The sequence below is a fragment of the Rhodococcus sp. NJ-530 genome, from assembly GCF_003860625.1.
Lineage (GTDB): Bacteria > Actinomycetota > Actinomycetes > Mycobacteriales > Mycobacteriaceae > Rhodococcus_F > Rhodococcus_F qingshengii.
In genome coordinates, this window is the sequence record NZ_CP034152.1 from 2,612,589 (window position 1) to 2,630,833 (window position 18,245).

General features: G+C 54.3%; 27 protein-coding genes. 17 read left to right on the top strand and 10 right to left on the bottom strand.

Translation table 11 applies throughout. The annotated features are described in order from the left end of the window. Positions 1-9: 9 nt before the first annotated feature. The 17 genes from EHW12_RS34600 to EHW12_RS35845 all read left to right on the top strand — a co-directional run bounded on the left by EHW12_RS34600 (position 10) and on the right by EHW12_RS35845 (position 12,398). Complete coding sequence (locus EHW12_RS34600; RefSeq protein WP_164490570.1) at positions 10-177, top strand: hypothetical protein; 168 nt, start codon at positions 10-12, stop codon at positions 175-177. After that, positions 167-1,126, top strand: a complete 960-nt coding sequence (locus EHW12_RS12305; protein ID WP_206434845.1) for a phage tail tube protein — start codon at positions 167-169, stop codon at positions 1,124-1,126. Before EHW12_RS34600 ends, EHW12_RS12305 begins: the two co-directional genes overlap by 11 nt. A 64-nt stretch (positions 1,127-1,190) precedes the next feature. Then, positions 1,191-1,541, top strand: a complete 351-nt coding sequence (locus EHW12_RS12310) for a hypothetical protein (RefSeq protein ID WP_125050812.1) — start codon at positions 1,191-1,193, stop codon at positions 1,539-1,541. A 68-nt stretch (positions 1,542-1,609) separates the two neighbouring features. Next, positions 1,610-1,792 (top strand): hypothetical protein, encoded by a 183-nt coding sequence (locus EHW12_RS12315; RefSeq protein ID WP_125050814.1) that lies wholly within the window; start codon positions 1,610-1,612, stop codon positions 1,790-1,792. Between the two features lie 21 nt (positions 1,793-1,813). Next, a complete protein-coding gene (locus EHW12_RS12320) occupies positions 1,814-3,742 on the top strand; it encodes a tape measure protein (protein ID WP_125050816.1) in 1,929 nt (642 codons plus the stop codon). Then, a complete protein-coding gene (locus tag EHW12_RS12325; RefSeq protein ID WP_125050818.1) occupies positions 3,742-4,275 on the top strand; it encodes a phage tail domain-containing protein in 534 nt (177 codons plus the stop codon). The genes EHW12_RS12320 and EHW12_RS12325 overlap by 1 nt, the downstream gene beginning before the upstream one ends. A gap of 22 nt (positions 4,276-4,297) precedes the next feature. Next, the gene (locus tag EHW12_RS12330; RefSeq protein WP_030537394.1) at positions 4,298-4,714 is read left to right on the top strand and encodes a transposase; all 417 of its coding nucleotides are present in this window, start codon (positions 4,298-4,300) and stop codon (positions 4,712-4,714) included. 179 nt (positions 4,715-4,893) lie between these two features. Next, positions 4,894-5,712, top strand: a complete 819-nt coding sequence (locus EHW12_RS12335; RefSeq protein WP_081377669.1) for a DDE-type integrase/transposase/recombinase — start codon at positions 4,894-4,896, stop codon at positions 5,710-5,712. A gap of 43 nt (positions 5,713-5,755) precedes the next feature. Continuing rightward, positions 5,756-6,040: a phage tail family protein gene (locus EHW12_RS12340; RefSeq protein WP_125050819.1), complete on the top strand. Its 285-nt coding sequence runs from the start codon at positions 5,756-5,758 to the stop codon at positions 6,038-6,040. 74 nt (positions 6,041-6,114) lie between these two features. Beyond that, on the top strand, positions 6,115-6,522 hold the full coding sequence (locus EHW12_RS12345; RefSeq protein ID WP_125050821.1) for a hypothetical protein: 408 nt from the start codon (positions 6,115-6,117) through the stop codon (positions 6,520-6,522). A gap of 11 nt (positions 6,523-6,533) precedes the next feature. Next, positions 6,534-9,098 (top strand): hypothetical protein, encoded by a 2,565-nt coding sequence (locus EHW12_RS12360; protein WP_164490571.1) that lies wholly within the window; start codon positions 6,534-6,536, stop codon positions 9,096-9,098. Positions 9,099-9,133: 35 nt separating this feature from the next. After that, the gene (locus EHW12_RS12365; protein ID WP_125050827.1) at positions 9,134-9,739 is read left to right on the top strand and encodes a hypothetical protein; all 606 of its coding nucleotides are present in this window, start codon (positions 9,134-9,136) and stop codon (positions 9,737-9,739) included. Positions 9,740-9,742: 3 nt separating this feature from the next. Continuing rightward, positions 9,743-10,072 carry a hypothetical protein gene (locus EHW12_RS12370; protein ID WP_125050829.1) on the top strand — a complete coding sequence of 110 codons (330 nt, stop codon included), beginning with the start codon at positions 9,743-9,745 and terminating at the stop codon, positions 10,070-10,072. After that, the gene (locus EHW12_RS12375; protein ID WP_125050831.1) at positions 10,072-10,923 is read left to right on the top strand and encodes a M23 family metallopeptidase; all 852 of its coding nucleotides are present in this window, start codon (positions 10,072-10,074) and stop codon (positions 10,921-10,923) included. The genes EHW12_RS12370 and EHW12_RS12375 overlap by 1 nt, the downstream gene beginning before the upstream one ends. Before the next feature lie 10 nt (positions 10,924-10,933). Then, entirely contained in the window at positions 10,934-11,131 is a 198-nt protein-coding gene (locus tag EHW12_RS12380; protein ID WP_125050833.1) for a hypothetical protein, read from the top strand. 150 nt (positions 11,132-11,281) lie between these two features. Continuing rightward, positions 11,282-11,641, top strand: coding sequence for an Lsr2 family protein (locus EHW12_RS12385; protein WP_064444460.1), 360 nt, complete (start codon positions 11,282-11,284; stop codon positions 11,639-11,641). Between the two features lie 97 nt (positions 11,642-11,738). Then, complete coding sequence (locus EHW12_RS35845; protein WP_125050835.1) at positions 11,739-12,398, top strand: DNA translocase FtsK; 660 nt, start codon at positions 11,739-11,741, stop codon at positions 12,396-12,398. Between the two features lie 145 nt (positions 12,399-12,543). Here the strand turns inward: EHW12_RS35845 and EHW12_RS12395 are convergent, their stop codons facing one another. From EHW12_RS12395 to EHW12_RS12435, 10 genes are all read right to left on the bottom strand, one after another. Beyond that, complete coding sequence (locus tag EHW12_RS12395; protein ID WP_125050654.1) at positions 12,544-13,551, bottom strand: IS481 family transposase; 1,008 nt, start codon at positions 13,549-13,551, stop codon at positions 12,544-12,546. A 246-nt stretch (positions 13,552-13,797) separates the two neighbouring features. Further along, complete coding sequence (locus EHW12_RS12400; protein ID WP_125050837.1) at positions 13,798-14,067, bottom strand: hypothetical protein; 270 nt, start codon at positions 14,065-14,067, stop codon at positions 13,798-13,800. Continuing rightward, complete coding sequence (locus EHW12_RS12405) at positions 14,060-14,350, bottom strand: hypothetical protein (protein ID WP_125050839.1); 291 nt, start codon at positions 14,348-14,350, stop codon at positions 14,060-14,062. Before EHW12_RS12405 ends, EHW12_RS12400 begins: the two co-directional genes overlap by 8 nt. After that, complete coding sequence (locus EHW12_RS12410; protein ID WP_125050841.1) at positions 14,347-14,628, bottom strand: hypothetical protein; 282 nt, start codon at positions 14,626-14,628, stop codon at positions 14,347-14,349. The genes EHW12_RS12405 and EHW12_RS12410 overlap by 4 nt, the downstream gene beginning before the upstream one ends. After that, complete coding sequence (locus tag EHW12_RS12415; protein ID WP_064444464.1) at positions 14,625-14,813, bottom strand: hypothetical protein; 189 nt, start codon at positions 14,811-14,813, stop codon at positions 14,625-14,627. The genes EHW12_RS12410 and EHW12_RS12415 overlap by 4 nt, the downstream gene beginning before the upstream one ends. A gap of 714 nt (positions 14,814-15,527) precedes the next feature. Beyond that, the gene (locus EHW12_RS12420; RefSeq protein WP_164490572.1) at positions 15,528-16,742 is read right to left on the bottom strand and encodes a hypothetical protein; all 1,215 of its coding nucleotides are present in this window, start codon (positions 16,740-16,742) and stop codon (positions 15,528-15,530) included. Between the two features lie 358 nt (positions 16,743-17,100). Next, a complete protein-coding gene (locus tag EHW12_RS34605; protein ID WP_164490573.1) occupies positions 17,101-17,271 on the bottom strand; it encodes a hypothetical protein in 171 nt (56 codons plus the stop codon). Further along, positions 17,268-17,471: a hypothetical protein gene (locus EHW12_RS12425; protein ID WP_125050845.1), complete on the bottom strand. Its 204-nt coding sequence runs from the start codon at positions 17,469-17,471 to the stop codon at positions 17,268-17,270. Before EHW12_RS12425 ends, EHW12_RS34605 begins: the two co-directional genes overlap by 4 nt. Positions 17,472-17,637: 166 nt before the next feature. Further along, positions 17,638-17,901: a hypothetical protein gene (locus EHW12_RS12430; protein WP_125050847.1), complete on the bottom strand. Its 264-nt coding sequence runs from the start codon at positions 17,899-17,901 to the stop codon at positions 17,638-17,640. Then, positions 17,898-18,191: a hypothetical protein gene (locus tag EHW12_RS12435; RefSeq protein ID WP_125050849.1), complete on the bottom strand. Its 294-nt coding sequence runs from the start codon at positions 18,189-18,191 to the stop codon at positions 17,898-17,900. Before EHW12_RS12435 ends, EHW12_RS12430 begins: the two co-directional genes overlap by 4 nt. Positions 18,192-18,245: the final 54 nt, after the last annotated feature.

An 18,245-nucleotide genomic window follows, 5' to 3' on the forward strand; every position in this document is an offset into this window, starting at 1 on the left:
ATTACGGGCATGGGAAAGTCTATAGAGAAAAACAAGAGTGTTCCTGAGGAACCTCGCGAAGAGTCAACAGATAAACAGACGTTCTTCCTGCCATTCAAGCGCAAGGTCATCGAGGCCGAAACACTTGAGGAGGTAGTGGAACTGATGATGAAAGAAGAGGACGGTGATGCCAACTGAACCATACATAGGAAGGCGTGAAGCGATTGGCTTCGGCATAGGAACAGATCCAACGGTGAGGGTTGCTCCACAAGGTTGGATTCACTGGCTAGACCAGGACATTCAGCTGAAGCAAGAGATCATCGAAAATGAAAGCGCTATGGGCGTTGTCGAGAAGATCAATGACAGCGAAGGTGTCGGGAAGTGGTTCGAAGGAACGATCGGTGGCAAGGTCACCGAGGTTGGCGTTGGGTTTCCACTACTAGGGATCTTCGGATCAGTCACTACAGGTGCCGTAGTTGGCGGCGTGTATCCACACACCTTTGACGTCAATCAGTCGAGCATCCCACCAGCAATCACCTTTGCTCATGTCACTCCAATTCAATCGAACCGGCACAGCTACACAACCTTCGATACGTTCGAACTGACAGCTGAGGAAAAGAGCTGGGTGCAGATTAGCTCGGCGATCAAGGCTCGAATCGGTGAGACATCAACTGAGGTAGTCGCGCTCACAACTGAGAAAGAGTTCACGAGCAAGAACATTGTGCTCAAGACCGCTGCTTCAAGTGCTGGCCTGGCTGCTGCGCCGGCCATTGCGGCCAAGAGTCTGAAGCTCAACATCGAGCGACCATCCGAGATGTGGTTCCCGCTAGGCGGTGACGACAACCCCGTGTTTGATCGTGGTGTCTTCGAAGCCAAGGGGGAGTTCGTGATTCGCTACCTCAGCACTGACGTGGAAGACGACTATCTTTCGAACGCAATCAAGGCGATGAGCATCAAGATGACCAACGGCGCAACAAGTCTGGAGTTCATCGCTACCAAGGTGCGCTTCCGTGAACTTGAGAAGTCGAGCGACCGCGACGAGATCGTGACGCAGACGGTGAGCTTCTACTGCGAGTTCGATACGACGGCAGGAAAAGCAATCCAAGCCGTGCTGAAGAATCCTCGCGCATCGTACGCCGCAGCGTAGATCGCTATTGACCAATGATATGCCCCTTGCTTAAATAGGGGCATATTTAATTGGAGAATCATCGATGGCAATTTCATTTAAGCTAACACGGAAATTCAGCCTTGCAGGAATCGCTGACGAGTGGGACGAACAATGCTTCATTCGTTACAACACCATCACCGTTGCGGAGCGTCGTGAACTTGCGCAAGAAAAAATCGTCGATGACTCGAAAGCAACCCAGCGGATTGTCGATGTCGTCACGAGTCATATAGTTGGTGGGCAGGTCTACTCACAAGCGGACGCTGGTGGTCTTGCTCTAGTCAAATTCGCTTCAGAAGACGCCGTGACAGTACTTGACCTGCTTCCTATGGGTATTATCGAGCGCATCTATGACGCAATGAATTCAAGTGAGTATTCCGACCCAAAAGCCTCGTAGGCGATGCAAAGATCGCCGCAGAAGATCTCCAAGAGCGCATGCGCGACTACATAGTCCGTGGACTGGACGTGGATGTACCGGCAAGCGTTAAAGATGACTTGCTCATCTTCCGTTATCAGCAGGTGTTCAATCTTTCCTATAACGATGTACTGAGGGAGCCTGAAGAAGCCCTAGAGCGGGCAATTCTCATATGGTCGCTTTATGATGAGCGTGATAAATTGGAAGAGAAGAGACGGCAGCGAAACAACTAATAAGCCGTTGTGAGTTAAATAGTGGCGAATAAAAACATCAAGATCACCATATCCGCCGAAGACCAAGCATCCAGAATTATCGAGGGTGCGGCCGACAAAATCAACGGAGCTACCGAAAGTGTTTCCGATAAGTCCCGTGAGGCGGCAGATAAATTCACAAGTCACTTCGGCTTTATTTCTACGGGAATACGAGCAGCAGCGGCAACAGCAGTAACCGGAGGCGCTGCACTTATTGGATTCGGACTGACCTCCGGTGCTCAGTTGCAGAACACCGCTGCATCCTTCAAAGCGCTGACCGGCGATGCGGCCACGGCGAAGAGCCTGTTCACAGACTTGTATGACTTTGCCCGCGGTACACCGTTTGCGTTCCCAGACGTAACAAGCGCAGCGAAGACCCTACTTGGTTACGGACGTACAGCGCAGCAAGTGAAGAACGACGTAAAGGTACTCGGAGGCATGGTGGCCACCACTGGTGCTGACTGGAGTCGCCTTGCTGTCGTATACGGCCAAGTGAATGCTGCTGGCCAGCTGTACGCGCAGGATGCGCTTCAGCTCATCGAAAATGGTGTCCCGATCACCACTGCACTCGCCAAAGATCTTGGTATTTCGATTCAAGATGTTAAGAAGCGCATGGAAGAAGGCGCAATTAGTGCTGAGGATTTCAACCGCTCGATGGCGAAGATGGTCCCGGCAGATGCGATCGAACAGATGAGCAACACAATGACCGGGAAGCTCTCTGGGCTCACAGGGTCAGTTCGCAACCTAGCGTTCTCGCTTGTCGGGATCGACTATTCCCAGATCGAAGATGGTGGCCCACTTCTGGTTAAGCAGGGAGGTCTATTTGATCGGCTCACCAAGGGTGTCGAGGGACTGTCGAAGAAGTTGAGCGAACCAAAGATCAAGGACGCGCTGTCCAAGATCGGTAACGCCATGGCTGATGTGGTCGAAGGCGGGGGTCGTATCCTACTCAACTTCATCTCTTGGGCATCGAGCAACATGGGTCTACTTCAAGCTGCGGCAACAGCATTGGGGTTTGCGTTCGTCTCGATGAAGGTTGGCAATGTTGTTGCGGACTTCGCTGCACTTGTTCGCGTCGTTCCGACAGTTAGCGCCGCACTGGCGCTGTTTAACCTGAACCCAGTCGTGTTGGGGATCAGTGCTGTCGTTGGAGTGGTCGCAGCACTCGGGTTTGGTATGGATGCGCTGCGTGCTTCGTCAGGTCAAACTTCCTCTGCCATCGACGCACACAAGGCTGCGCAAGATCGGCTCGCACAAACGAATCGAGATGCCAAGCTCGCTCAGGATGCCCTCAATGGGGCGGTGTTAAGCGCCGAAGGTGCAAATCTCAATGTCGAACGCGCACAACGTGCCTACAACGATGCGGTCGCGCAGTATGGGCCGAAGTCGCTCGAGGCTAGGGAAGCTGCGTATCAACTGAAGGAGGCCGAGAATCGACTGGCTGAGGCCAACGAGAACGTTAGGCGGAAGACCGAGGAGGCGAGGCAAGCGCAGGACAACCGTGCGAAGGCAGAGGGTGCAGTCAAAGCTACTTCTGAGCGCATTGGTGGTGCTGTTGCAGGAGAAGCTGCGCAGTGGTCAAACTTGGCTGGACGAATTAACGAAGCCGCAGAAGCCCGCAACAGGGGTGAGTTCAAATCTGCACTCCCAACGATGAATGCCGCACCAGGACTGAAGAACGCAATCGGTACGGCTTACTCACCAGGCGGTCGAACGCTTGTCGGTGAGCACGGTCCAGAGATCGTGAACATGCCGCGTGGATCTCAAGTTACGCAGGCCTATCGCACACGCAACGAGTTGAACTCGGGCGGCGATGGCGGGGGAGTCACCAACAACCTGTCGGGCAACTTCACCTTCAACAACCAAGAGTCAGTTGAGGCGTTCTTCAACCGACTCGATTCAACACAACGACTAGCAAAGGTAGGCATGTAATGAGCGCAATCGCACTGAAATACGGAGCATTTGACCTCCAGACAGACAAGATCACCACGACGGATACGGACGTCTACTCACCTCCGAAGAACAACGTGCAGGCTGACAAGCTCGCTGGTGCTGACGGAGCTGTGATCGTAAAGACGAACTTTGAACCGAAGACCTTTACCGTTGCCGGCCGAATCAGGGGGAGTACCCGTGAGGAGACGGAGAAGTTGATCGACGCGTTCAACACAGCCATGATGCAACCGAATCAGGCCTTCGACATCGCCCGCAGCGGTGACATCAGACGATACGTTTCAACTGCTCAAGGCATCATCATCAGCACAAGCGGCCACAACACGGCAGGTTTCTCAGTGGACTTCATGTGCCCGACTGGCGTTGCTTCTGACACCTACAACACGGCACTACTCAGTCCGTCGAACGTCTCGACTTCTACGGCGTCTCTCGGTGTCACCGTTGGTGGCACGTATCAAGCCCCTCTCTGTCAGGATTTAGTGAGACACTCGGAGGCAACCGAGATCACTCGCTGAGGGCATGAAACGAGCACCACCGATGAGCAGCCCGAACCCCGAAACACCGTCAGATTCGCCGGCGGATCCTGCCCCGAAACCGACCCGCAGAACCTTCACCACTGAATACCGCAACCGCATCCTCGACGAATACAACAACGCCCCACACGGAGAGAAATCTGCAGTCCTGCGCCGCGAAGGTTTGTACCAATCTCAACTCCGAGAATGGGCCCAAGCCAGAACCGCAGCGGCCGGGAAGTCTCGACCGAAAGCGGTCGCCCATCCCGACACCGACGCCGCGACACGTAAGGAAATGGCCCGACTGACACGCGAGAACGCTCGTCTGGCAAAGCAATTGACGCAGACGGAGGCCGCGCTCGAGATCATGGGAAAACTTCACGTGCTCTTGGAATCCATCTCCGAGAGCACGGACACACCGCCCTTACCGAAGACGCACTGAACAGCACATTCGCCGACCTGCGAGCCGCCGAAATCCCCACCAGGCGATCCTGCATCCTGATCGGGCGATCCCGCGCCACCCACTACCGTCACCAGCAACCACCCGTTCAAGGTCCCCGGAAACCAAGACCCATCCCGGACAACGGCCAAGCGCTCACCGCATCCGAGCGAGCGAAAGTTTTGACCGTCATCAACAGCGACAAGAACGCTGACCTGGCCATATGTCAGATCTGGGCGCGGGAACTCGACGAGGGAAACTACTGGTGTTCACTGTCGAGCATGTATCGGATCGCCGCCGCGGCCGGACAAAACCGTGAACGCCGACGAACAGCGACACATCCACCGAAGGCGATCCCCGAACTCCTCGCCGACGGACCTTCACAGGTCTGGACCTGGGACATCACCAAACTTCGCGGGCCCACCAAGGGCGTGTGGTTTCACCTGTACGTACTGATCGACATCTACTCTCGCTACAACCCGTCGTGGATCGTGGCTGCACACGAAAGTGCTGAATTGGCAGCTGAATTCATTGCGGAAGCAATCGAGCGCAACGGCATCGCCCCGCACACCGTCCACGCGGACCGCGGCACTTCGATGACCTCAGGATTGGTGTCGGAACTGCTCACCAACCTCGGCATCACCCGGTCGCATTCACGACCGCGAGTATCGAACGACAACCCGTACTCCGAGTCGCAATTCAAGACTCTGAAATACCTGCATGATTTCCCGACTTCGTTTGCATCACTGGATGATGCACGAGTGTTCTTGGAAGGATTCTTCAACGAGTACAACCATATTCACCGTCATTCGGGAATTGCCTGGCATACGCCGGCGTCGGTGCACTTCGGGACCGCTGACGCGGTCGACGAGGCCCGGCAGATCACTCTGAACGAGGCTTACGTCGCGAACCCTGCCCGGTTTTCGCGCCGGCCAAGTCCGCCCGAGATGCCGACCGTATTCTTCATCAACGAACCGGTCTCGGAATCGCAGATCAACTGAACGTCACTGTCTCACTTGACTTGACACATAGCGAGCTGAGCCAGTGATCAAGCTGAAGATCAACACACTTACGGGTGGGACAGCCAAGCGAATCACCGTGACCAATGGATCGACCATGCGCGGGGTATCAGTGACTCGTAACTGGGTAGCGGGGGACACGATCGAGATCGACTGTCTTCGCAAGACCATCTTCGTCAACAGCGTTCCGACTGATTACCTCGGGCAATTCCCGGTGTGGGTGGTAGGACCAGGAGTGATCGCGTACAGCGACGATTTCACTGCTCGTGACGTGACAATCGAGTCGATCTACGTAAGACGTTGGCTCTAAACATCATTCACCTATAGGACGATCAGAGCGCTCGTCGTATATTGAGGGAAAGCAGTAAACAGGAAATCACATCAATGGCCAACAGTTTGTATGACAAAGCGAGAGAAGGCTTTCTGGACGGATCTATCGTCCTGACGACCAACAACATCAAGGCAGTGCTCGTGGATACGAGTACCTACACTCCGAACCTAGCGACCCATGCCAACCTGAGTGACATCCCAACACCAGCGCGAGTAGCAACGAGTGGAAACCTGACTGGCAAGACCGTGACCAACGGAGTTTTCGACGCAGATGATCTAACGTTCGCTGCACTCGGTGGCGCGAGTGTTGAAGCGATTGTTCTGTACAAAGACACAGGAACAGCAAGCACCTCACGACTGATCCACTACATGGATACAGGTACAGGACTTCCCTTCACTCCGAACGGTGGTAATTTGAATCTGGCCTGGTCAAACACGGCAAATAAGATCTTCAAGATCTAAGGCTCGACCAGGTGATCTACTACTTCGGTGACGGATCAGACGGCGCACTCAACGTAGCGTCGGGCACTCAGAACTTGCCGTTGAATCAGATCCACCAGTTCACGAACGTCACGATCGCAGCGGGTGCGACTCTCGGTACTGCATCGACGACGGGATCGGTTCTCTTCATTGCAGTGCAAGACACCTTCACTTTGAACGGCACGATCAATGTTTCGGGCAAGGTCAACCCTGGTTCTGCGGACTGGTCGTTCACAGTAGATGGAGTCACCTACTCATCACCTGGCGTTGCTGTGGGTTCCTATTACTCAGACCATGGCCCAGCGAACTTCGGTTTTGGTAGCGGAGGTGCTGGAGGAGGATTCAGTGGAGGACCGCTCGGCGGCAGTGGTGGCAGTGGTGGGTACGGGATATCCGGTGGCGCAGGCGTAGGGCAATCACGCAACTCAAATGGCACGTTCAGCATGAACGGAAACGCGGGTTCGAACTCGGGCGGTGGGTCGGGAAGTAGCGCGATCAGGATCAACAAGGACAGCACTCGCTTCCTGACCGTCACCAGCAACAGCGGTAGGGGTGGAATCTCTTACGGTGAGAGCGGCGCTGACGGCTCGGGGTCGGTTATTGACCAAGGTGGAACTGGGGGCGTAAGTGGCTACTGGGGATCAAATGGCGGTGGTGGTGCTGGAGGTATCGCAGGACGCGCAGGTGTCCACATTGTCATCCGAGCCAGGAAGGTAGTTCTCAACGGCACGATCATCACCAGTGGATCGGCGGGTGGCAATGGAGGTAACGGCGGGCGGTTGATCCAGCAGTCAGGTGCAATCGACTACTGGGGATCTCCAGGACTCGGCGGTGGTGGGGGATCGGGTGGAAACATCTCGATTTTTTACGCAGACACACTCACCAACACTGCGGCGAAGTTCGTCAATGGTGGGTCAGGTGGAGCTGCCGGGTATGGCAACACTGGGTTTGTTCAACCAGTAAGTCAGGGTGGTTCAGGATTCCCCGGCACTTTCACTTCCAAGAAACTCACCCCTGCTGAGTACGCGTCGTCAATCTCAGTGGATAGCACTAATTCTCAAGTCGCCTATGGATCGCCAACTCTGACAGCTGGAGCGGTGACAGTCACGCCGACTAGCGCAGCTTCCGGTTACGCGGCAGGGCCACCTCTAATCACCATGAATATCTGGGACGTTGGAAACTCGGCGTCGGTAACCGGCTATGGATCACCAACGATCACACAAGGACCACCCCCTCCACCACCTCCAGTGAACTGGGAAGACCTCGGAGTTGAGAACACCAAAGAGTATGTAGCCAAGGTCTATTCGAAGACTGGGCAGTTCATGCGCGTACTTACGGACATCACAGACGATCTAACCTTCTCACAACAGATCCTCACACCAGGAACTACCACCACAATCAGACTGGCTCGATCTGCCGAGAACACGATCGAACTGCGCGAACCACTCACCGATCAAGCTGGTGTGGGATATACCGATCAGACCAGTGATCCGTACGTCGTCACCAGCACCACGGCAAACACTGTCGGTCCAGACACCGACATCGAGATCGGTCTCGGAGTGGACATCTTCGCCCACTACGGAGGCTATGAACCCCTCGTCAATGAGAAGGGCGAGCCGTACGTGGATCAGGACGGAGATCCCTACATCGTTTCTACTGGTGCCCCAATGGGCCGGCGGATCTTCAGCGGCAAGATCATGAAGTACCGCGCTCACTACGGCGACACGGAGTACGTAGAAGCCACGCTCATATCGCACGGGGTCGAGCTGACGAAGGGTGAGCTGATCAAGAGTGGTGCAGCGACCACCGTGACTTACCCGTCTACTGAAATCGCTACAATCGCCAAGAGTGTCCTCGACACCAACCCAGGCCGAATCGGCTACACCACAGGGTCAATCGACACCACAGGCGTTACGCCGACGATGAAGTTTGAGCTGAACACCAAACTTGAGGGGATCAAAAGCCTCTACTCCCAGACTCCAGACGGGTACTTTTGGTACGTCGATGTCGGGGAGAACCTGCTCTACATCAAGAAGCGAAACACGGCGGCAGACCACATCTTCGTCAAGGGAAAACACCTGGCGGACATCGACATTGAGAAGTCTGCAGAAGATCTGAGAAACAAGGTCTACTTCGTGGGTGGTGATCCAGGCAGCGGCACACTCTTCAAGGTCTATACCGACACTGCGGCAATTACCGATTCTGAACTGGGAGTACACCGAATAACAGACCGACGCTTCACTCTCACGGCAAGTGCTCAGCGTTATGCCAGCAAAGTAATGAGTGAGTATGGCCGCCCGATTTGGACATCGACAATCACGATCCCGTCGAGCGTATATGACATCGAGAGCATCAAACTGGGGCAGATGGTTGGTTTTAGGAACTTTGGGAACTTCGTGGATACGCAACTGCTTCAGATTGTCGGGTACAACTACACCTCGACGCTGATCACGTTGACGCTCGGAACTCTTCAAGAGGGGATGGCAGAGATCATCGCAGACCTGGATGAGGGGTTGTCGAATGAACAATACCAACAGCTACCTACAACTCCGTCTTAACATGTTATATTAGCGATAAAGAGGAACAACTGAATATGGCAAAACAAATTACAGATAACGCTTCAAAATCGCCTGTCGCGCAAGAAGACATACTTTTGGTGCGAGATGTTACTTCGAACACCGATAAAAAGACGACCGTTTCAGGGCTTTCAGCCGCTGTTGCTGCAAATGTCCCCGAGGGTGGCCTGTCGTCAAAGTCCCTGACGAATCCGCATCAGTTTCGAGTTTACCGGAATGCGGCATTCTCACTCACGGCAGGTTCTTTTACGAAAATACCCTACGACACGAAATCTTATGACACGGGCTCGAATCTAGATATAGTAACCAATACTGGACGTTTCACTGCTGTCACGGCTGGTTTTTATCACTTTGATGCGACAGTTTACATAGCTGCAGGAGGTGATACTTCTTTGTGGTGCGTTCTGTACAAAAATGGAACTAGATATGCGGCAGGAAATAAGTTCTCCGCAAATGTTACATCTGCTCATGGTAGTGATGCGGGGAGTGCGGCCTCGTCCGGCATGCAGTTGGCGGTAGGAGACTACGTAGAAGTCTTTGCATTCTGCAACGGTAGTGCATCTTTGGTGGTTAGCAGTCCTGCGAACAATTACTTCTCTGGTCATCTTGTGAGTAAGGGTTAATCTATGAATGGTGGTGAAGTAGCACTTGCTGCGCTGGGTATCGTGGCGACGGTGTGTGCGGCTCTGATCTGGGTTGTTAAGTTTCTATTTACTAAGAACGACAAAACCAACAACCGCCTTGCGAGCTCGATCGAGAAGAGCGCAAATGCAAGTCACGCACTACAGCAGTCGCTTGCTGCTCGGGACGCACGCGATCACGAGTTCCAGCGCGATGTTATTGATGCCCTCGGGAAAGTCTCAATCTCGTTGGACCAACTGGATCGTAAGTCGGACGCGAATCTCAATGCAGTGCAGCTCATTGCGAGTTTGGTTGAGAAAGAGGATGCGGTCTGATGGCGCGTTTCGTTGCCCCGGTCGCGGATCGAATCACTCAGCAGTTCGGTGAGAATCCTGACTACTACAGGCCGCTCGGGCAACTAGGCCATACGGGTATCGACTACGGATGCCCGATGGGCACTGCCATTCGAGCTACGGGTGATGGAAGAGTTAGCTTCGTGGGGCCGGGCGCAAATCATGGCGGTTTTCTGTCAGTAGCAGGAAATGCGATCCTTCTTGACCATGGCGATATTTACAGCGCCTACTCGCATTTAAGTCGATTTGCGGTCACCCAAGGCCAGCAAGTCACCCAAGGCCAGATAATTGGATATTCGGGAAACACGGGGCAAGTCACTGGTCCGCATCTGCACTTCGAGTTTTGGGGTAAGCCGACGAATTGGAAAAACGGTTGGTCCGGACGGGTTGATCCGTCTGCCTACCTAAATAATGAAGGAGGAGATGAAGAGATGCAACCAACAACATACGAGGTGGCCAACATATACGCACAGGCCCTATTATTTCGAGATATGAGCCGCGAGGAATGGAAGCAGTTTCACGAGGGGAAGAGTAGAAACAAACTCTTTGACGAGTTCAATAGTTCGGGAGAGCGACGCGACAGGCTCGTTGAGTTCACGACGGCGATATCTGATTCAAGCGCGTCTAAGAGTGACCGGGCTGGCATGGCCGCGGCGCTAGAACAAGCTCGAATTGCGCAAGAAGAAATGGAAAAGATTGTTCGTAAAAAGGAAGAAATGGAAGTGAGGAACCATGAGCTGGAAAGCGAACGCAACGCCGACAAAGAAGCTGGTGAATCAATACTGCGCAGGCTCGGGCAGTTCGTCAGCAAATACATACCAGGATTGAAATAAGGAGGTGAACATGAACCATAAATACGATCAACCAACATCAGCGCCAACATCGAAAGTAGCAGCAGCCGGCATCGGCGGTTCTGTCGCAATCGTACTCATCTGGCTTGCCGGACAGTTCGGGGTCGAACTCAGTGCTGAAGTTGCATCTGCAATCACAGCGATCGTTGCGTTTGCAGCTGGATACTTCAAACGAAGCAGCACTAACTAGCTCTCAAAAGTATTTTGCGTCGCGCCTGACACGTGTTGTCGGGCGCTTTTGATATGTAAGGCCTGCGAGTTGCGCGGCGTCTCCTGCAAGCTCTGATACGCTCGGACTCACTGAATAAGTCTGTTGTTCAATTCCTAAGGGGGAACCAAAGTGGCTGAACGCATCATCAAGCAACTGATCGATGATCTCGATGGGAAGGATATTCAGGATGGCTTCGGTCAGAAGGTCGAATTCTCCTACCAGGGAACCGATTACACGATCGACCTGCGTGACTCGAATGTGGACAAGCTGGAGAAGGCACTCAAGCCTTACATCGAAGCTGCACAGAAGGTCGGCGTAGCCCGCAAGACCCGCAAGGGAAGCGGAACACCCAATGCCGCAAGTGGTTCCGGTCGTTCAAAGGAACAGCTTCAGGCGATTCGTGACTGGGCTGTGAAGAATGGCTTCGAGGTTGCACCTCGCGGACGTATCAAGGCTGAAGTGATCGACGCCTTCGACGCAGCGCACTAGCCAGTGAGGCCATGTTCGGTGCATGTCTAACATGATCCCTTCTGAGTACTACTACCCACCTATTTACTATTTAGTAGGTGGGTAGTAATGTTAGTTGATGAAGTATGTTTATATATTGAGAAACGGTACCGAGTTTTACAAAGTTGGAATGAGCGTTAATGTTGTATCTAGGATGGCAGCACTGCAGACCGCTAATCCTGAAAAGATAGAGTTAGTTTGCTTGCGTCTAGTAAGTAATGGTTCAGCTGTCGAAGCCAAACTGCATAAATTTCTTGTTCAGCATAAGTCAGGTGGTGGACAAGAGTGGTTCCGCCTTGATGCTGAACAAGCCATTGCGCTATGTATTCTGCTGAATCACGAGCGCGAGATGAAGCTGATAGCTAAAGATACAAGTACGGAAACGCTCTTGGCTACTATGCAAGCCGAACGGCGTGAGCTATTCGACGTCGTGTCTTCAATTCATCAGAACATGAAGATCGACTGTCCTGCGGAAGAGGCTGTGGTACTTGATGATTCAGTTGATGCGAAAATTCGAAACGAGGTTGAGTTAGTCACTTCAAAGCTATCTGACGATCAATATGAAGCCGTTGCTATGGATATATTCAGGAAACATGGAAGGGCGTCCGCGTCGCTCCTTCAAAGGCGGTTACGAATCGGATATTCAAAGGCAGCAAGGATAGTAGACAACCTCGAAGAGCGTGGTCTCATTAGCAGCCAAAGTGCCAGCAGTCCAGTTGGTAGATCTCTTCTTGGGTAGGTGGATCTCACATATAGCGTCGAGTACCACTTCTCCACCCCCCACATTTAGTGTGGGTCGACTTCTCCGTCAAATTCAGGAAACGTGGCGATACTTCTATCCCCACCCCTGTTATCGATAGAGATTAACGATAGGGTAGGGCATACTAGTTGTATGAGGCACGGACGTTAGTTACGCGGTGCCGGCGGTAAGCGGCAGGCGGTCGTCCTCCGCGTGCTGAATGCGGTCGGTGATAATTATAGTGAATGTTCCACACCTCGACGGCAGTGCGCCGCTCGGCTTCGCTGATGTATTCGCGGGAGTACAGCAGTTCTTCGGCGAGGATGCGGTTGTAGCGCTCCACTTTCCCATTGTGTTTCGGCGTGTACGGCTTGATCCGGTAGTGCCGCGCTTCCCGCAGTGAAGCAGTGAAATCTGCTGCCCGATAGCATGATCCGTTGTCGGTGATCACGCGCTCGATCCGGGTGATGCCGTGCGCCGCGAAGAAGAGTCGGGCGTTGTTCATGAAATCGATGGCTGTCGCGGCAGTTTCGTTGTCTCTGGCCTCGGTGTACGCCAAACGGGTGTTGCCATCGATCGCGGAATGCAAATAGGTGTAGCCGACGCGGCCCTGCTTGTTCTTCGTTTTCCGACGTTGTGATCGTTTGGCCTGCTCGGAACCTCGCCCGTGGACGCGCCAACCTCCGCCGTCAGGGATGCGGCCGACCTTCTTCACGTCGACGTGCACCATCTGACCAGGCCGTTTCGCGGCGATGACCTGGGGTTTGCGGTTCGTTTCGCCGTTCGGGTCGATGAACCGGCGGCGATTGAGACCAAGATCCCGCAGGAGTTTCGTGACCGTCCGGCGAGCGATGACCGTTCCGTCCATTCGGAGTTCGAACGTGATGCGCGCGGCCGACCATTTCCGGGTCCGGCGCATCGCTTCGATCTCGGCCACGATCTCTGCGGCGGTGGCGGTGGGTTGATGGTTCGGTGCGCTGGATCTGTCTTGTAATCCCAGTTCACCGTATTTGCGGTACCGGTTGACCCACGTGGAGGCGCATTGTCGGGAGATGCCCATTTCGGCGGCGACGTGGGCGATCGGACGAGTGCGGCACCGCTCGATGAGTCGTCGTCTTCCCTCCACAGTCAGCGGAGCATTACGGTGTGTCACAGGGCTGGTCCCTTTGCTGTTGATGGTCTGTTTCGCAACTTCCATCCTGCCGCGAAGGGCCAGCCCGTCTACTTCAATCCAGCGTCAGCAACGTCCATACCCACAACAACTAGTGACAGCTCGTCAAGGTGTTGGCATGGTATGCACGTCGCGGGGTAGGGGAAGCCACAGGCATCATCACTAACCCGCCCCATCGTACAAAGAAGACCCGCACCCAATGACTCGGTGCGGGCCTTCTTTGTACTGCTACCTGACGTGTGTGAAGTCTCTCAAGGTGTCTCGGATTCGGATGAAGTCGTGGTTCGCGAGTGAGTCCACTTCGCCAGTGATTGCCTGGATGCGTGCGCGAGTCGGAGAGTCGAGATAGTTGTTCGGATCAATCTCATCTCCCATCATGCGGCGCGCTTCGTGTGCGATTTCTCGGCACTCGATCATGACGGACTCGGCGTGCATCTCCAGTCGTTCCGCTGCCTCGACCATGGCTTGCAGGTCATTGATTCGATCGGCGTCACCCACGGGTCTCCTCCTGAATCTTCCGGAGATCTTGGAAGACCCGAACATCCTCCAGCCAGGCCGCCCTGTCTTTGTCGCGTTCAACGCGGTGCTCAAGTTCCTGTTTGAACCACTCGACGAGATCGACTTCGTTTGGGGAGGCAGTACCCGCTTCGATCTTCTCGCAGCACTCCTTGATTACATCCATGATCGGGCGTCCGCCGTCGTTGGTGAAGTTGACGAAGTAGGCCAAGATGGAGTCGTTGATCTGCTGCCATTCAGTGCGCTGTTCATCCATGTTGATCATCCCATCCTCAAGGCTCGTAGTGGCTGGAGAACATTCGTGGTCGAAGCAGTTCTGAGTTCGTTCAAATTGTAGGAGACCCGGAACAATCGCAGAAGTGATTCAGTGTCGTATTGCTCGATCGCTTGACGATGTTTCTCTGCTTCGAAGATCAGCTCTTCACTGACTCGTGTGATCGTCTGTCCAAGCTCTCTCATCGCAAATGCTTGATCGATGAGGTTGTCGAGGATCTGGACGGGCGGGAGATCTGTCATCACTGCTCCAATCGGCGGGTCGGTCATGGTGAGTGCTGGACGGCTTGGCTGATGCGGAACTGAATGTGCTCCAGGTAGGCATTCAGGCTGACTAGCATGATCATCGCGAGCGCGGGATTCTCTTCGCGTAAGTCGTCTACAGCACTTGCCATCTCGTGCGCATCTTCGACCAGCTTCTCAATCGTGGTAACTGCTTCAGCTTGCAGCGTCATCTTTGATCTCCCGGTTCTGATCGTCGGGCACGTCGTATGTTGAAGTGCCAATGGGTTTGTGCGACTGCTGCATTGGCGTAGTTGGTCTACGACGCTGAACTTCCGCAGCATCGATGGACTCGATACTCCTTCCGTACTTCTGCTCCGAGATTTGGAAGGCGCGTTGGCCGTGCCCGTAGCCGATCGCTTCGGGATAGGTGTGCATCGTGAACGGCCTACTCGTACCCTCTTTGGTGTTGATTCGGGCAAGGGCGTCGAACGCCTTCAGGTTGACGATCTGTTCTGCAGTGATGGTTCGGTCTGCGAAGTCACGTTGATGTATCTGCGCGCTCTTCGGGCTGGACTGGAAGATGATCTTTGAACGGGCATTCGCTGCAATCGCGTCTTGAGTTGAGGTCGGGAGGCGTTCAACGTACTGAGTTGCTAGGACTAGTCCGAGCTTCTTACGACGGGCGGTGGCAAGCATGTCCTCGAAGTCCGAGTTCAGTCTGCTGAAGTACTGGAACTCATCGATGAACATCAGATTGGGCTTCTCGGGGGCTGATGCACTTGCAGCTCGCCACAGCGCAGAGACGATGAAGCTGCCGATCAACGATGCGACCTGTTCCGATACTCCTGCGAAGTTCACGAACAGCAGACGGTTGTTGTTGATCACGTCGAACGGATCGAACGACGATGTTTCTTGAGTCACCAAGTATCGGGACTCGGCAGGCGTCAAGATCTCCCAGAGTCGGTTCTCGAGTGCCTGACTGTCCTTCTCTCGTGTTTCCTTGCTCTTGCCGAGCCAGTCGGTGAGGAACTGCTTGATCGGTCGATCTTTCTGTTTGCCGGCCACATCGCGTGCCCATGCGAGTTCGACTGGGTTCCGTGGCTGATCAACTTTCGTGTGTAGACGCTCTTGTTGTCGGGGTAGATCGCTTCGAGCAAGGTAGTGAGCTGTCCTGCAACGAGACTCGGCGAACCGAGCTTGATGATGTTCAACCCCACCGGGAACTGGTTTCGAGTGAAGTCGATAACGATCACATCATCGAGTCGGTGTGCGGGAACCTGGTTGAGCCCTTTGTTGAGCAGGTTGCCCTCGTACTCGAACACGAAAGTCCCATAGCCCTTGTCGATCGTCTGCCGCAAAAGTCGTTCAGCAAGCGTTGTCTTACCGACTTCGGTTGCACCACCGATGTACAGGTGAGTGAGCGCCTTCTCCCAGTCCAGTGCGATCGGACGTTCTACTCCGGGCATCGTGCTGCGACCAAGTACCAGCCCACTTCGAGGAACCCCGTTTGTCGGTGGGCGGTGCTGTGTTGTCCCTCTGACCAACCCTGGAATGTCAGGCACACGAGAACCCATGGGCCAGGCGATGACTCCGCTCAGCTCCTTGGTCGAAAGTTCAGCAGTCATGATCAACGGTGTGCGGGCAAACTCAATTTGATCCGACAGCTTCACCGGATCGACGGGTTTCGTCTTGAAGTAAGCCGCACCCGATTCGCTGGTCAGCGCAGTCACAACATCGTTCACGAGACGAGCTGCTCGCTGCTGGTTGGCGGCCTTCGCGGCGATTCGTCCCGTTGCGAGGAACATTTGATCGGACTGTTTAGCCCGACGATCACCGATCTCTTCAGGACTCGCAATGGTCTTACCCATCAAGGCCTGCCAGATGGTGGTGTTGGCACTTGAGACGTTCTCTGCCCCGTGAGCGATTCGTTTCGCGTTGGAGTGGCGGATCACCCACTGCAGTATCAATTCATCGCCGTCTTCCACGGCGTCTTGCATCGAGCCGAGAAGCCGAGCGCTGTAATCAGATTCGCTCGCCAAGGCCAGAGTTCTTGCCCCGTTGTGCATCTTGATCGAGACGCCGTAGTCGTACTTGTAAGCAACCTTGTCGTCGTACTCCTGGTATCCGATGCCGTCTACCGAAGTTCGCAGCATCTTCATGAGGTACTGCCCTTTCCCCTTCGGAAAACGGATGATGTGCTGAATCCCGTTGGGGGAGACGACAACCTCGAAAACGATGGTCGGTGTGCCATCAAAGGCGTGAGAGCCGGGGAGAAGTGATGTGCCGATCGAGCGGAGAAACGCCGTTACGCGTTCCTCAGGAAGCTCAGGCTGGAAAGTTAGGATGAACGAGTCACGCGAAGTGTCGTATGCGTGTTGATGTTTCGAGAAGAAGCCCATCAGGAATCGCCCCTCTCAAGGGGATCTGGTGGGTACAAGACTGGGAGTAGACGTTCGATCATTGTCTACTCCCAGCTTGACACACTCTTGATAATTCGTCACTTGACGAAAGCGACGGCTAGAGGCGCATGTAGAACTTTGCGACTCGCCATGCGATGACCGAGACGGTAACCACGATGACCACGGCGATGATCAGGGGAGCTGCTGCTTGGATGATCGGCACCATGATCGATAGAGCGATCGCGATGCCGATCATCGACAAAGCAACGGAGGGAAGGCGTTTGATCATGAGCCGTACCTCCTTCGAAAGTACTGCTCGATGATCTCTGCCTCATCGGCGTAGGTTGCGGCTCGCTGCTCGACTTTCTGGACGTACTCGTTGACTGCGCGTCTCTTCAGGCGCTTGTCGAAGAAGGCGAGGGCGAGGAGTACCAGCCAGATCGGGATTCCTAGGATGAACAGAAATGCAAGTGCGCTTAACAGCTCCATGATTTACCCTTCGGGGCTTCAATATCTTCCGATGTTCATTCGGCGACTCTCGGTTGAGTGGGTCTGAATCGAGAGTTACGCGGCAGATGCCACCTGAGGCGTGAAGTAAAGTCGCCACACTTACGGGGACAGGCAGCGTTTCCTGTCCCCGTAAGTGTCCTGGTACCTAATAGCGATATTTCATCGCGTTCGGAGTGCGGAGTTCGTACTCATCAAGTGCGCGATTCATTGCGATCATGCTGCGTACGTACTCCATGCGATCGGCGTCTTGATCGAGCAGACGGCGATCGTGGACTGAGAGTGGCGCGGGTTGAACTGTGGTTTCGCGCCGACTATCAGGTTGAGACTTGTTGCGGTGGAAGGCCCACCAGAACATGCCAGCCAACCAAACTGCAATGACTGCCGCTGCAATGATCATTTCCATGGTCACTGCCCCATCATGCGTCGGCGCTGGCGCTCGGTGACGTTTGACGCGAATGCCATCACGAAACCATGAACAATGGCATTGCCAGCCTCGTCATTGCCTACTCGTGCACGTCCACTCTCGAAAATATCGAGAGTCCGATGCAAGTTGTCTGTACTGGCCATGCGCTCGAAGTCGTTAGCTTCTTCCTCCAGTGCCAGCCGGAGTACGTACTTTTCCAACAGCCCACTTGGTGATGTGGCGCTGACTTCGGTCGGTACCCCGTTGTGTTCAACATGAGTAAGTTGCTTCTTCACTTGAATCTCCTTGTGGGAGTTGAGGCACCGCCACAAGTGGCACGGTGCGAAGCG